Consider the following 13,741-nt stretch of genomic DNA (forward strand, 5'->3'; position numbering starts at 1 on the left):
CAATCGGGAATATCGAGATGAACACGTTTTCACAGGTTCTGTCGGATGATCAGGGCGTCAGCGACTTCCACACAATTTCGCACGGGCTCTATATTGACGGCCAATGGCGGCAGTCCGCGGATGGCAAGGTAATTCCGGTTATCGATCCCTCGACGGAAGCCATCATCGCTGCCGTACCCGATGCGACCTTGGAGGACGCGGCCGCCGCCGTTGCCGCCGCTGCCAAGGCAGCCCATGGCTGGCGGACAACGTCGCCGCGAAAGCGCTCCGAGATCCTCCGACGCTGCTTTGAACTGATGACGGAACGATCGGAAGCGCTGGCTACTCTCATCGCATTGGAAAATGGCAAGGCCCTGCGGGATGCCAGAGGCGAGATCGCTTACGCCGCGGAGTTTTTCCGTTGGAATGCCGAGGAGGCTGTTCGCATTACCGGTGAATTCGGTACTGCGCCTTCCGGCACCAACCGCATCGTGGTCGACTACGAACCGATCGGCATCTGCGTCCTGATCACGCCCTGGAATTTTCCTGCCGCAATGGCTACGCGCAAGATCGCGCCGGCACTTGCCGCTGGATGCACGGTGATCCTGAAGCCGGCCAGTGAGACCCCGCTTACCGCCTACGCGCTGGCCGCGCTCTATCAGGACGCAGGCGTTCCACCGGGGGTGGTCAACGTCCTGACAACCTCCAGTCCCGGGTCTTTGACAGCCGCCATGCTGGCCGATCCGCGGGTGCGCAAACTCTCCTTCACCGGTTCGACGGGTGTGGGTCGCGCGCTGCTGGCAGAAGCTGCCAGGCATGTGGTTTCGTGTTCCATGGAGCTCGGAGGCAATGCCCCTTTTATCGTGTTCGACGACGCCGATCTCGAAGCGGCGCTCGATGGCGCAATGGTGGCCAAGATGCGCAACGCCGGCGAGGCCTGCACGGCCGCGAACCGCCTCTACGTGCAATCCGGCATCTACGAAGCCTTCTCGGATGGCCTCGAAAAGCGGATGTCGTCGCTCAAGGTCGGCCCCGGCACTGATCCGGACACGGAATGCGGGCCAATGATTACGAAAAAGGCGGTCGAGAAGATAGACCGCCTTGTCATCGACGCGGTCGCACGCGGCGCGCGGGTCTTGTGCGGCGGCTCAGTCCTGGCCGGACGTGGTTTCTTCTACCCTCCGACAGTGCTTCGCGACGTGCCAGGCGAGGCAAAGATGGCGCATGAGGAAATATTCGGGCCGGTGGCGCCAATCTCCAGCTTCGAAACCGAGGCCGAGGTCATCGCGCGCGCCAATGACACTGAATATGGGCTTGCTGCCTACATCTACACGCGCGATCTGGCGCGCGGGATGCGGGTGGCCTCCCGGATCGAGGCCGGGATGATTGCTCTCAACCGCGGGCTGATGTCCGATCCGGCAGCCCCCTTCGGCGGCGTCAAGCAGAGCGGGCTTGGCCGCGAGGGAGGGCAGCATCACGGCATTGCGGAATTCATGGAGGCGAAATACCTCGCCATCAGCATGTGAGCAGAAGAATGCAAGGCGATCCCTTTCGTATACGCGACCACGTCGCGGATTTTGACGAAATCGTGCAGGACTTCATTGATCGCAGCGAAGCCGCCCGCGCCACTATTGCGATGACCGCTGACGTGGCCTACGGACCGGATCCGACCGAAACCATGGACCTGTTCTTTCCCGCGTGCAAAAGAACGGCCCTGCCAGTGCACATCTTTGTCCACGGCGGCTACTGGAGAATGTTCTCCAAGCGCGATTATTCATACATGGCGACGACGATTACCCAGGCCGGGGCTATTGCCGTCATTCTTGATTACGCTCTGATGCCCAAGGTCAGAATGGCGACGATCGTCGACCAGGTGCGCAGCGCCAAGCAGTGGGTCCTGGCCAACATCGCCGATCATGGTGGAAACCCGATGGTCCTGACCGTCAGTGGTCATTCGGCAGGAGCACATCTTGCAACGTTTCTGTTCGAGGGAGAGCATACCCCCTCGAATGTGAGGGCAGCCCTTCTGTTGAGCGGGCTCTACGATTTGAAGCCGCTCCAGGATTCCTTTCTCGCCAACGAGATTGGAATAACCGACGAGGAAGTCGCCACGTTCACACCTCTGGCCTATCGGCATGATCGTCAAACCAGGACGACGGTTCTGGTCGGAGCCAATGAGACGCCACCCTTCCATCAGCAAGCCGATCGATTCAAAGCAAGCTTGCTGCGGCAGGGATCGTTGGTAACGTCGCATGTGCTCCCGAACCGCAACCACATGGACAGTGTAAGAGATCTTGGCGTGCCGGGGACTGAGGCTGCCGATTGCCTGGCAAAACTGATCGCCAAGGCCTGCTGACTAACTCGGGTTCTCGGGGCGGTTTGTTTTGCGCCACTCCTCGTACTCCCCGCGGGCATCGTCATGCAACGGATAGTAGCGTTGCAACGGCCCGCCCTCCATGAGCTTCGCTCGCGAGAACTCCTCCCAATCGTGATGCTTCTGTGATTCTTCGATCACCTTCGGGGCCATTACGACGGGAAGCACCACCACGCCGTCGTCGTCGGCGACGATGATGTCGCCGGGGATCACCGTGACACCGCCGCAGGCAATCGGGACGTTGACGGCATTGGGATAGATGCTGGTCTGCACATGATAGTTTGGCGTCCAGCCGCGCAGCCATAGGGGCAGGTCGAGCTTTTCGACATTGGGTCGGTCGCGCATGCATCCGTCGATGACGATACCCGCCCCGCCCCTGCCCTTGAAATAGGTCGACATCATATCGCCGAAGACGCCCGAGCTCATGTCGCCGCGCGCGTCGACCACGACCACATCGCCCTCCTGCGCGTGATAGAGCACGTGCCGGTGCAGTTGCGTCTCCGGATCGGCATATTCTCCCTCGGTGAAGAGGTCCGGCCGCTGCGGCAGGAACTGCAGCGTCAACGCCGGCCCGACGATCGATTTCCCGTGGTTTTGCGCCACCGGACCGACCATGTGCGGATTGCGGAAGCCCATGTGGCCAAGCGTGCCGGCCACCGTCGCGGCGCCGATCTCCCTTAGCGCGTCGATCAGGTCTTTAGGCGGCCGCATGATGTCGGAAGTATGCGTCATTGTGGACTCCGATTGAATGGAACTACCAGTTCGTAACAGAACCGTCGCGGCGCCTAAGGTGAGGCGCTTCCCAGAAACGCAGACTTTGCGCCTGGACCGCAACTTCGTTGACCTCGACGCCGAGCCCCGGCAGATCGCCGACCGGGTAATCGGTCCCGTCGAGCCGTGGTTGCACGGGGAAGAAGTCGGAATTGTCGAAGCCCAGCTTCGTTTCGGGCGCCCTGGTCTCGAGCCACGCGAAGTTGGGTACCGCTGCAGCGAGATGCACGGTCGCGGCCGTGCACACTGGACCAAGCGGATTGTGCGGCATCAGGTCCACATAATGCGCCTCGCTCCAGCCAGCGATTTTCATCGCCTCGGTGAGCCCGCCGACATTGCAGACATCGATCCGGTTGAACTGATGGATGCCGCGCTCGATGTAGGGCAGGAACTGCCACTTGCTGGCAAATTCCTCGCCGATGGCAAAGGGGATGTCGGTCATCGTGCGCAGTGATTCATAGGCCTCCGGCGTCTCGGCCCGTATCGGCTCCTCGAGGAAATCAAGCACGCCGCGGCCGAGCTTGTTGCAGAAGCTCGCCGCCTCTGCCACCGACAGCCGATGATGATAGTCGAGACCGAGGACCACGTCGCCGCCCAGCGCCTCGCGCGCCTTGTTCAGCATACTCGCGGTAGCGCCGATGGACTCGCGCGGCTCGAAGATGTCCTTGCTGTTTTGCCCGAAAGGGAAGAAGCGGATTGCCTGCCACCCCTGTGCGCGAAGCTCGCGCGCCCGTTCGATGGCAACATCGCCTTCGGCCTCGTCGCCGGTCGAGGCGAAGGTGGGGATGCGGTCGCGCTGCTTGCCGCCCAGCAGCTCATAGACCGGCACGCCCAGCGCCTTGCCCTTGATGTCGTGAAGGGCGATGTCGATGGCGGAAATCGCCGCCTGAAGGACTCGCCCGCCTTCGAAGTACTGGCTGCGGTAAACCTCCTGCCAGATCCGCCCGATCTGCATCGGGTCGCGGCCGATGAGAAACTCGCGATAGTGCTCGACCGCGCCGGCCACGGCCCTCTCGCGACCGCTCAAGCCGCTCTCGCCCCAGCCGAAGATGCCTTGGTCGGTCTCGATCTTGACGAGCATCTGATTGCGGGTTCCTACCCACACCGGATAGGGCTTGATCGCGGTGATCTTAAGCTTCTCAGTCATCCACGCCCACGTTTCACGCGCATTCGCCCTATCTCAGTTGGCCTTGAGGGCCATTTCAGTTTCGCCGTCGAACACATGCATCCGCTCCTGGTCGAACTCGAGCCAGATCTGCTCGTCGGGCGCGACGGCAATGTTCGGCGGCACGCTGACGTTGACGATGGCGCCGGACAGGAACGCCTGAACGAAGGTGACGTCGCCGGTCGGCTCCACCGTATAGGCCTTGGCAGGGACGCTGCCTGGTACCGCACTCTTGTGGAGCTTGATCGTCGAGTGACGTGCGCCGAGCACGACTTTCCGGGTCGTCGCTTTCGCCACCTTCTGGGCATTGCGCGCTGAGAGCTCAAGGCGCCAGCCCTCGGCGCCGGTCAACACCGTGTTGCCGTTTGCCATCGAGGCCTCTAGCGGAATAAGGCTCATCGCCGGGCTGCCGATGAAGCTGGCCACGAACATGTTCACCGGATGGGCAAAGACCTGCGCCGGTGAATCGTATTGCTGCAGGTAGCCGCCATTCATCACCGCCATCTTGTCAGCCATGGTCACGGCTTCGAGCTGGTCGTGCGTCACATAGATGATCGTCGCCTTGAGGTCCTGGTGGAAACGCTTGATCTCCGACCGCATCTGCACGCGCAGTTTGGCATCGAGGTTAGACAGTGGCTCGTCCATGAGGAACACGGCGGGGTCGCGAACGAGGGCACGGCCAAGGGCCACACGCTGCTGCTGTCCGCCCGAAAGTTCGCGCGGCTTGCGCTCGAGCAGATGCGTCATGTCGAGCACTCGCGCCGCTTCCTTGACCTTCTTGTCGATCTCGTCCCTGGGGAGTTTGCGCATTTGAAGCGGGAACGCCAGGTTCTTGTAGACCGATTTCTGCGGGTAGAGCGCGTAGTTCTGGAACACCATTGCGATGTCCCGGTCCTTGGGGTCGAGGTCGTTGACCACCCGCTCGCCGATGATGATGTCGCCCGATGAGATCGGGGTCAGCCCGGCGACGAGATTGAGCGTGGTTGTCTTGCCGCAGCCTGAAGGGCCGACGAGCGCAACGAACTCGCCGTCATTGACCGTCAGTGAGACGTGGTTGACAGCTTTGAAGCTGCCATAGCTCTTGACGAGATCTTGGAGGACCACGTGGGCCATCGGCAACTCCCTAGTGCTTGACCGCGCCTTCTGTAAGGGCGCGTACAAAGTATCGTTGCAGGACCAGGAACAGCACCACGACGGGCACGCTCATCATGAAGCTCGCCGCCATCAGGCCCGGAAAGTCCGTCGTATTTTCCGAGAAGAAGCGTTGGATGCCGACCGGCAGCGTCAACTGCTCGTTCTTGGAGAGGAAGGTGTAGGCGTAGATGTACTCGTTCCACGCGCCGATGAAGGAATAGATTGCGGTGGCGATAATCCCCGGCGTCGAGAGCGGCATCACGATCATGATGAAGGCCTGGAACCGTGTGGCGCCATCAATGCGCGCCGCCTGCTCAAGCTGCACCGGGATGTTGTCGTAAAAGCCCTTGAGCAGCCAGATCGCCAGCGGCAGGCCGAAGGTGAGATAGGTGAGGATCAGCGAGCCGTGCGTGTTTATCAGACCGATGGCGCGCATCAGGATGAAGAGTGGCACGAGAAAGATCACCGCCGGGAACATATTGCGCAGCAGCACGGCAAAGAACAGGAAATTCCGGCCGGGGAAACTGAAGCGCGAAAACGCGTAGGCCGCAGGGACAGCCACGATCACCGAAAGAATTGTCGTGACGGTCGACACGAAAAGGCTGTTCCAGAAGAAGCGGAGGAAGTCCTGGCCGACGCTGTTCTGCGGATCGAGCAGTTTCTGGTAGCTGGCGAGGGTAGGTTCGTCCGGCCACCATTGCGGCGGGAATTGTGTCGCCGCGAATCCGGACTTGATCGAGGTGATCAGCATCCAGATCATCGGCAACGCGGTATAAAGCAGCATGAACACGAGGAATATGCGCCCGGCCCACCGCCATCCGTCGACGCGCATGCGGCGACGGGCCTGGGCTCGAGGGGCTGTCTCGGCAATCGTGCTCATGCGCTCCCCTCTTTCCGCTCGTTGCCGCTTAACGCACGGACGTAGAAGTAGCCCAGCGTCATCAGTGTGAGGAACAGGAGCACCGAATAGGCCGATGCCACGCCCCAGCGCTGCCGTCCGAAGGCGAGCTCATAAATATGGGTTATCCAGATATGCGATGCATTCGACGGCCCGCCGCCGGTCATGATCCAGGGGATGATGAAGGAATTGAAGTTGGCCACCGCGAGCAGCAGCATCGTCACCACCGAGACGTTGCGCAAGTGCGGGAAGGTGACGTGCCAAAAGCGCTGCCATGCATTGGCACCGTCGACTTTTGCGGCGCGCAGCAACTGGTCGGGGACTGTCTGCAGGCCGGCCATCATCATGATCATGGCGAACGGAAACTCGCGCCAGATATTGACGACGATCAGGGAGGGCAGCACCGTGCTGACATTGTCGATGAAATTCGGCGGCTGGTCGGCCAATCCGAGGCCAACCAGCACCGCGCCGATGATTCCGAAGTCCGAATGGTAGATCCACTTCCAGATGTAGGAGGCGGCGACGGCACTGATGACCCAAGGGATGATCAGGACAGCGCGCAAGACGCCACGGCCGATGAAGTCGCGGTGGAGCGCCAGCGCTGTGGCAAACCCCAGAACAAAGGAGATGAAAGTTGACCCCAGTGTCCAGATCAAAGTGTTCCAGGTGACTTTCCAGAACACCTGACTGGTGAGGATGGTCGTGTAGTTGTCGAAGCCGATGAAGGTCTTATCGCGGAGCTGCAGGCCAGGCGGTGTCTTAAAGAACGACAGCTCGACCGTGTAGTAGATCGGATAGGCGATGACGATGAGCATCACCGCGATCGCCGGGAGCACGTACGCGTAGTCCGCGCGATGCTGCCAGATCTTCCGCAGCGCGCCGGCGGTACCGGGTTGCAATCTTCGGCGAGCCTCGGCCTTGCCGGTCACGATCGTCACTTGTGGCGTGCCCTTATTCTTCGGAACGAACCGGCTGGACCATCGGCCCAGCCGGTCAGGTCTGGGCTAGAGTCCGCCCATCAGCTCTCTCACCCTCTTGGCTGCGTCGTCCGCTGCCTGGTCGACGGTCATCGCTCCGGTCAGGGCGTTCTGCAGCATGTCCGGGATGATGATGTTCATGATCTCGGGGGCCTGCGGCAGCGCTGGGAACGGGATGCCGTATGGCAGCATCGACGTCGTGACATCGAGGAACTTGATGTTGTCCAGACGTTCCTTCATCCACTTGGTCTTGAAGCCGTTGAGGTTGCCCGGATTCGAGCCGGCGTAGGCCATTTTCAGCGACCATTCGGGGCTCGTCCACATGCAGATGATGGCCTTTGCAGCCGGCTCGTCCACCTTGCCGCCCTCGACATATTCGGGCTTCAGGATGTGAATGTTCGAGCCGCCGAACACGACGGCGCGCTTGCCGTCGGGGCCGGTCGGGATCAGGCCGTAGCGCATGTTGTCGATGACCGTCTGCGCCTTGTCCTTGTCGGTGCCCGTCGCCTTTTTCTGCAGGTCGAGCATCACGTTGTAATCGGACGGGTGCGAGATCATCATACCGAGCTGGCCGGCGACGAACAGGGGCTGATTATCGGCCTGCTGGTTGGTGAGTGCCGAAACCGGAACCGACTTGTCGCGAACATACATGTCGTAGGAGGCTTGCAGCGCTGCCTTGCTTTGCGGGCTATCGAGCTGGACCTGCTCATAGGTTGGATTCGGCGTCGCTTCGTCGAAGACGCCGCCGCCATAGGCCCATAGCTGTGGCATGAAGCGGTACGGCGTATTGCCGGCATTCTTGCGAGCCACGAGGCCATATCCGGCAAGGCCGAGCTTATCGTGGATCTGCTTGGAATACTTGACCACGTCGTCCCACGTTGCCGGCGGATTGTTCGGATCGAGGCCGGCACGCTTGAAGATGTCGGCGTTCCAGATGAACGCCATCGTCTCATTGTTGGTCGGAATGCCGTAAGTCACGCCCTCCCAGGTCACGGCCTTCATGGCGCCGGGCCAGAAATCCTCGGTCGAATACCCCACGTCCTCTGGCTTGAGCGGCTGCAGATACCCCTTTGAGGCGAACTCGGTGCCACCCAGGATTTGCAGGCGGACCGCCATCGGCGCGGCATTGCCCAGGAGCGCGGTGCGGAACTTGTCGAGAAGATCGTTATAGGTGAGGGCTTGTTCCTCGAGCTGGATGTTCGGATAGGTTTTGCGGAAGGTCTCGAAGAAATCCTTGTAGTACTGGCGCAGGAGGTCGGGGTCGCCCTCGAACACGCCCTGATACCAGAAAGTCAGTCGCCCCTTGTAATCGAGGGGGGTGACCTTGGCGCAATCGGCCGCCGTGTCAAAATCCTGTGTGCCCGCAATCGAGCGCACATATTCCGGCGACCACTTGCTCAGGTCGACCGGCGGTGCACCCAGCGCCGATGTAGACGTCAGGGATGCGATCAAAGCAGTGGCGACAGTGCCGCGCAGGACGGCACTGCCGAGGGCAATTCTCGTCATAGGTATCCTCCCTGGTTCTCCCATGCCGCCCTAAAGCGGTCCTTGCTCGTTTCGATCGCGAGGATGCTTCTTTCAGATCAGTGTATCCGCTCGATCGCTTGGTACGTTTTCAGATCATGGATTGCCTGTCAACGCGCAGAATCGTACATTGTTTGCGAAAGCCGTGTGTGATATCGGGCAAGGTATGTATTAAAATGGGGAGCCGGCCTTGGCCGAAACAAGCGATTTCAAAGCGATGCCCCCGGTGGGGACCGATCCTATCGGAGCCTCCAGCGAGGGCGCCTCGCTTTATGAATTGATCCGGGAAGACATCATCGAGGGACGGCTCGCCCCCAACGAACGGCTTGTCGTCACCGATCTCGCCCGGCGTCACGGCACTTCGACCAATCCTGTGCGCGAGGCCCTGCAGTTGTTGCGCGGCGAAGGATTTGTCACCTTTGTCGCCAACCGCGGGGCGCGTGTCCGACCCATAGATCAGGATTTTGTCCGGGATATCTACGAGATCGGTGTTCTGATCGAGCCAGCCCTGACACGATGGTTTGTGAACATGGCTACCGGCGAGGACATCGCCGAACTCGAACGTCTCCAGGGCCTGATCGAAGAGAACAATTTCGCCGACACATTCAGGCATAGTGAGCTGGATACCGCTTTCCACACCGTGATGTACCAACGGCACTACAACCGCCACGCCGCCGAGCTTTGGTGGAAGCATCGCGAAGTGCTGCGAGCCGTGAGCCGTCGTTTCAACTTCACGCTGGCGCGACGTGCCGCGATCATGCGCGAGCACCGCGAACTCATCGCGCTTGTGAAGGCGGGAGAGGCCGACAAGGCGGCCGAACTCGTTTCCCGCCATGTCGAGGGTTCGGGCCGGCATATTCTGGAACAGATGCGAGCGCGCAACGCCGCTCGGGCCGGATAGAATGTCCAGTCCAGAACATCGTTAGCTGACTATTTTCAGGCAAAGGTAGTTGAGATGAAAATCACGAGCATCCGGCCGTGGCTGATCAAGTCCGATGCTTCTTACTGGGGAGAGTTCCTGTTCGTCGAAGTGACGACCGACGAGGGAGTGAGTGGCTGGGGAGAGATCACCACCACGACAAGGCTCGCCAACCGCGCTCTCTGCACGATCCTGCGGCAGATCGGCGTCGCCGTGACAGGCGAGGATCCGGCGCGCATCGAGCATCTCTGGCACAAGATCTTCCGCAGCTTCACCTACATGGGAAGCCGCGGCGCCGCCGTCGAATGCGTGAGCGCTATCGACATAGCCCTCTGGGACATCAGGGGCAAAGTCCTCGGCAAGCCGATTTACGAGCTGCTGGGCGGGCCGGTACGCGAGGAGATCGCGCTCTACACCCATCCCAACCAGGCCAAATTCACCAGCAAGGAGGCTGTGGTCCGCGAAATTCTAGACATTGTCGAGTCCGGACACACTGCGCTCAAGTTCGATCCCTACCCCCACCAGGGCCGCAGCGCCGATGGCCTGCCCCGCGAACAGCGGGACGGCTACCTCGATGGCAGCATGACCCGCAAGGACGAGCGCGAAGCCGCCGAGCTCACGGCTCTGATCCGCGAAACGGCAGGACCCGATATCGACATTCTCATCGATGCGCATGGCCGCTTCGACGTCCCCACCGCCATTCGCCTCTGTCGGAGTCTCGAGGAGGCCGGCCAGATCGACTGGTTTGAGGAGCCCTGCCCGCCCGAGAGCCTTAACGCGCTCAAACAGGTGCGTGAGAAGGTCAATACCGCTATCTCATGGGGCGAGCGCGGCCACACGAAATGGGATTTCGTGCCGGTGCTTGAGAACAGGCTCGCCGACTACATCATGCCCGACGTTACCTGGACCGGCGGCATTACCGAACTCAAAAAAATTTCTGCGCTGTGCGAAGCCTACTACGTGCCGATCTCGCCACATGACGCCGCGGGACCAATCAACGTGGTTGCGGGAGCGCAGGTGATGATGACTGTTCCCAACTTCTACAAACTCGAAACGTCGGAGTGGAACCTGGGCAAATACGATCACCTGATCGACAGACCACTCGACATTTCGAATGGCAGCCTCAAGCTGACGTCGAAGCCTGGTCTCGGTATTGAGATGGACCGCGACTACCTGCAGGCCCACGAGATCGAGCTGGGCTAGCAACACTCTGTGCCGGCGCCGGGTGCGGGGCGACAAGCCGAAACGAGGATAAGTCATGGCAAAGACAGGTGGCGCCGACGAAGCGCTCAATCGGGTAAACGCGAACTCCAAGCCATCCCAGCTTCGCATCACCGACATGCGGATAGCCGAAATCGTCGGCGCGCCGTTCACCTCGACCCTGCTCAAGATCTACACCAACCAGGGCATCGTCGGGCTTGGCGAGGTGCGCGACGGCGCCAGTGCCACCTACGCGCTGATGCTGAAGAGCCGGCTGCTTGGCGAGAACCCTTGCGACATCGACCGCCTGTTTCGCCGGATCAAGCAGTTCGGTGGCCACGGCCGGCAAGGCGGCGGCGTCTCGGCGGTCGAAATTGCGTTGTGGGATCTCGCCGGCAAGGCCTACGGCGTGCCCGTCTACCAGATGCTCGGCGGCCGGTTTCGGGAGAAGGTTCGCGTTTATTGCGACACCGACGCTACCGTGCCGAGCGGCACCGAGACCGGCAAGCGCCTCAAGCAGCGCATGGCGCTCGGCTTCACCTTCCTCAAGATGGATCTGGGGCTGATGCAGATCGCGGATGTACCCGGTGCGGTCGTGTCTCCTGCCGGCTCACTTGAAGGGTACCGCGTCCATCCCGGCCGCGGCCCGGTCAAGACCCTTGAAGAGCGACGCGCCCGCAATGCCGCCTACGATTTGCACAACGTCCCCCATCCGTTTACCGGCCTCCACTTTTCCGACAAGGGCCTCGACCTGCTTGAGCAGTACATTGCCGAGGTTCGCGATGTGATCGGCATGGATATTCCGCTCGCCATTGACCACGTCGGCCACATCTCGCTGCAGAACGGAATTCGGCTCGCCAGGCGGATTGAAAAATACGTGCCGGCCTGGCTCGAGGATGTGATCCCATGGCAGTACACCGAGCAGTACCGGCAACTGCAGGCCGCCACCACGGTGCCGATCTGCACCGGCGAGGACATCTACCTTAAGGAGGGCTTCGAGCCCCTGCTCAAGAGCGGCGGCCTCTCCATTGTCCACCCGGACCTGCTCACCAGCGGGGGCATCCTCGAGACCAAGAAGATCGGCGACATGGCGCAGGACCACGGCGTCGCAATGACCATCCATATGGCCGAAAGTCCAGTCGCCGCAATGGCCGCGGCACATGTCGCGACCGCGACCGAAAACTTCATGGCGCTCGAATACCACTCTGCCGATGTCGACTGGTGGGACGATATCGTCACCGGCGTTCCCAAGCCGCTCGTGAAGGACGGCTTTATCACTGTTCCGGACAAACCTGGCCTGGGGATTGACGACGTCGTCGACGAGGTGATCTCGCAGCATCTGCAGCCAGGTGTCACCGGCATCTGGCAGCCCACGGATCATTGGGACAACGAGTATTCCTGGGACCGCACCTGGAGCTGAGGCGAAAAGAACCGAAGATGAAGATCACCGACCTCCGCTGCGCCGTCATCGGCAAACATCCCATCGTCCGCATCGTTACCGACGAGGGCCTCTATGGCCTTGGCGAAGTCGAGTTCACCAAGACCTACCTCAAACCCTGGGTGCTGCATTTCCGCGAGGCGCTGATCGGCGAGGATCCGACCGACGTCGAGCGGGTGATGCTGAAGATCCGCCAACGCGGCTCTTTCAAGCCCTATGGCGCGGCGGTAAGCGCTATCGAGCATGCGCTGTGGGACATAGCCGGCAAGGCCGCAGGCGTGCCGGCCTACAAACTGCTCGGCGGCAAGGTGCGCGACAAGGTGCGCGTCTACAACGGCTCGATCCGCCAGAAGCGAACGGGGGACCGGCCGGAGGATTACTCCGCTGACGTGAAATGGATGATGGAGCAGCCGCAGAACTTCTTCATGATCAAGCAAGGGATCTCGTTCCACTCCAACATGAAGGACACCGTCGAGGGCTTCCATTATGGCGTGACGCAGAAGAAGGCTGGCGATCACGGTGACATGGATCAGGGCGTGATCAGCGAGCGCGGTTTCAACCACATGCTCGACTGCGTGATCGCGATGAAGGAAGTGATGGGCGACAAGGTCAGCCTGGCGCTCGACTGCGGCGCTGGCTGGATGTTGCCCGATGCGATCAAGTTCGCTCGCGCGGTCGAGAAGTACAATTTGATGTGGCTCGAGGACATGCTGACCGGCGACTATGTGCCGTGGGTCAATCCGCAGGCCTATCGGGAGCTGACCACCTCCACCTCGACGCCAATCCATACCGGCGAGCAGATCTATCTGCGGCACAATTTCAAGGAGCTGATCGAAACGCAGGCGGTGCGCGTCATCGGCCCCGATCCGGCCGATATTGGCGGCATTGCCGAGCTCAAATGGGTCGCCGAGCACGCCTATATGCACTCGATCCTGATGGCACCGCACGGCACCGCGAACGGCCTTCTAGGTCTCGGCGCGCTGATCAATGTCTGCGCCAGCCTGCCCGCCAACTACATCGCGTTTGAATACCCGAGCGCCTCCGACCCCTGGTGGGAGGACCTCGTAATCGGCCTGCCGTCGCAGATCGTGAAGGACAGCATGGTGGACCTGCTGGAAGCGCCGGGGCTGGGCCTCGATATCGACGCCGAAGCAGCCAGGAAGTATCTCCGGGAAGAGGATGCGGGCTTCTTCGACTGAACCATCCTTCTTGCGCCACCCTGCACCGCGCGAACTGAAAATCTCGCAAATTGGCATCCGGAATGACCGTTTCGGGCACGGGGAACGAACCCGCTGCGCGGGAGGGGCGCCTGCGGTTGAGGTAGAGATCAAGAACCGGTCGTCGCGCTCGCGTTGAGCGTCG

12 protein-coding genes are annotated in these 13,741 nt (G+C 61.1%); 6 read left to right on the top strand and 6 right to left on the bottom strand.

Annotated features, from left to right (window positions below):
* The first annotated feature begins 17 nt into the window (after window positions 1–17).
* Together NKJ17_RS25230 and NKJ17_RS25235 are read left to right on the top strand one after the other, a co-directional pair.
* On the top strand, window positions 18–1,505 hold the full coding sequence (locus tag NKJ17_RS25230; RefSeq protein ID WP_352509055.1) for an NAD-dependent succinate-semialdehyde dehydrogenase: 1,488 nt from the start codon (window positions 18–20) through the stop codon (window positions 1,503–1,505).
* Between the two features lie 8 nt (window positions 1,506–1,513).
* Complete coding sequence (locus NKJ17_RS25235) at window positions 1,514–2,335, top strand: alpha/beta hydrolase (protein WP_352509054.1); 822 nt, start codon at window positions 1,514–1,516, stop codon at window positions 2,333–2,335.
* Here the strand turns inward: NKJ17_RS25235 and NKJ17_RS25240 are convergent, their stop codons facing one another.
* The 6 genes from NKJ17_RS25240 to NKJ17_RS25265 all read right to left on the bottom strand — a co-directional run bounded on the left by NKJ17_RS25240 (window position 2,336) and on the right by NKJ17_RS25265 (window position 8,804).
* Window positions 2,336–3,085, bottom strand: a complete 750-nt coding sequence (locus tag NKJ17_RS25240; RefSeq protein WP_352509053.1) for a ribonuclease activity regulator RraA — start codon at window positions 3,083–3,085, stop codon at window positions 2,336–2,338.
* Window positions 3,086–3,107: 22 nt separating this feature from the next.
* A complete protein-coding gene (locus NKJ17_RS25245; protein ID WP_352509052.1) occupies window positions 3,108–4,271 on the bottom strand; it encodes a mandelate racemase/muconate lactonizing enzyme family protein in 1,164 nt (387 codons plus the stop codon).
* A gap of 33 nt (window positions 4,272–4,304) precedes the next feature.
* Complete coding sequence (locus NKJ17_RS25250) at window positions 4,305–5,402, bottom strand: ABC transporter ATP-binding protein (RefSeq protein WP_352690535.1); 1,098 nt, start codon at window positions 5,400–5,402, stop codon at window positions 4,305–4,307.
* Window positions 5,403–5,412: 10 nt separating this feature from the next.
* Window positions 5,413–6,303: a carbohydrate ABC transporter permease gene (locus tag NKJ17_RS25255; protein ID WP_352509050.1), complete on the bottom strand. Its 891-nt coding sequence runs from the start codon at window positions 6,301–6,303 to the stop codon at window positions 5,413–5,415.
* Complete coding sequence (locus NKJ17_RS25260; protein WP_352509049.1) at window positions 6,300–7,259, bottom strand: carbohydrate ABC transporter permease; 960 nt, start codon at window positions 7,257–7,259, stop codon at window positions 6,300–6,302. The genes NKJ17_RS25255 and NKJ17_RS25260 overlap by 4 nt, the downstream gene beginning before the upstream one ends.
* 66 nt (window positions 7,260–7,325) lie before the next feature.
* Entirely contained in the window at window positions 7,326–8,804 is a 1,479-nt protein-coding gene (locus tag NKJ17_RS25265; RefSeq protein WP_352690537.1) for an ABC transporter substrate-binding protein, read from the bottom strand.
* A gap of 208 nt (window positions 8,805–9,012) precedes the next feature.
* On the opposite strand from NKJ17_RS25265, the gene NKJ17_RS25270 reads away from it, so the two are divergent.
* From NKJ17_RS25270 to NKJ17_RS25285, 4 genes are read left to right on the top strand one after another with little or no spacing between them, the layout of a single operon-like run.
* A complete protein-coding gene (locus NKJ17_RS25270; protein WP_352509048.1) occupies window positions 9,013–9,723 on the top strand; it encodes a GntR family transcriptional regulator in 711 nt (236 codons plus the stop codon).
* A 54-nt stretch (window positions 9,724–9,777) separates the two neighbouring features.
* Window positions 9,778–10,944 (top strand): mandelate racemase/muconate lactonizing enzyme family protein, encoded by a 1,167-nt coding sequence (locus NKJ17_RS25275; protein ID WP_352509047.1) that lies wholly within the window; start codon window positions 9,778–9,780, stop codon window positions 10,942–10,944.
* Window positions 10,945–10,999: 55 nt separating this feature from the next.
* Entirely contained in the window at window positions 11,000–12,361 is a 1,362-nt protein-coding gene (locus tag NKJ17_RS25280; protein ID WP_352509046.1) for a mandelate racemase/muconate lactonizing enzyme family protein, read from the top strand.
* Window positions 12,362–12,378: 17 nt separating this feature from the next.
* Window positions 12,379–13,578, top strand: coding sequence for a mandelate racemase/muconate lactonizing enzyme family protein (locus NKJ17_RS25285; protein ID WP_352690539.1), 1,200 nt, complete (start codon window positions 12,379–12,381; stop codon window positions 13,576–13,578).
* Window positions 13,579–13,741: the final 163 nt, after the last annotated feature.

Origin of the sequence: Mesorhizobium sp. M0208, assembly GCF_040322015.1 — a bacterium.
Taxonomy (GTDB): domain Bacteria; phylum Pseudomonadota; class Alphaproteobacteria; order Rhizobiales; family Rhizobiaceae; genus Mesorhizobium.

Coding starts and splice junctions, on each gene's coding strand:
- NKJ17_RS25280 (WP_352509046.1), top strand. CDS start 11,000: ATGGCAAAGACAGGTGGCGCCGACGAAGCGCTCAATCGGGTAAACGCG.
- NKJ17_RS25240 (WP_352509053.1), bottom strand. CDS start 3,085: ATGACGCATACTTCCGACATCATGCGGCCGCCTAAAGACCTGATCGAC.
- NKJ17_RS25275 (WP_352509047.1), top strand. CDS start 9,778: ATGAAAATCACGAGCATCCGGCCGTGGCTGATCAAGTCCGATGCTTCT.
- NKJ17_RS25235 (WP_352509054.1), top strand. CDS start 1,514: ATGCAAGGCGATCCCTTTCGTATACGCGACCACGTCGCGGATTTTGAC.
- NKJ17_RS25285 (WP_352690539.1), top strand. CDS start 12,379: ATGAAGATCACCGACCTCCGCTGCGCCGTCATCGGCAAACATCCCATC.
- NKJ17_RS25265 (WP_352690537.1), bottom strand. CDS start 8,804: ATGACGAGAATTGCCCTCGGCAGTGCCGTCCTGCGCGGCACTGTCGCC.
- NKJ17_RS25250 (WP_352690535.1), bottom strand. CDS start 5,402: ATGGCCCACGTGGTCCTCCAAGATCTCGTCAAGAGCTATGGCAGCTTC.
- NKJ17_RS25245 (WP_352509052.1), bottom strand. CDS start 4,271: ATGACTGAGAAGCTTAAGATCACCGCGATCAAGCCCTATCCGGTGTGG.
- NKJ17_RS25230 (WP_352509055.1), top strand. CDS start 18: ATGAACACGTTTTCACAGGTTCTGTCGGATGATCAGGGCGTCAGCGAC.
- NKJ17_RS25255 (WP_352509050.1), bottom strand. CDS start 6,303: ATGAGCACGATTGCCGAGACAGCCCCTCGAGCCCAGGCCCGTCGCCGC.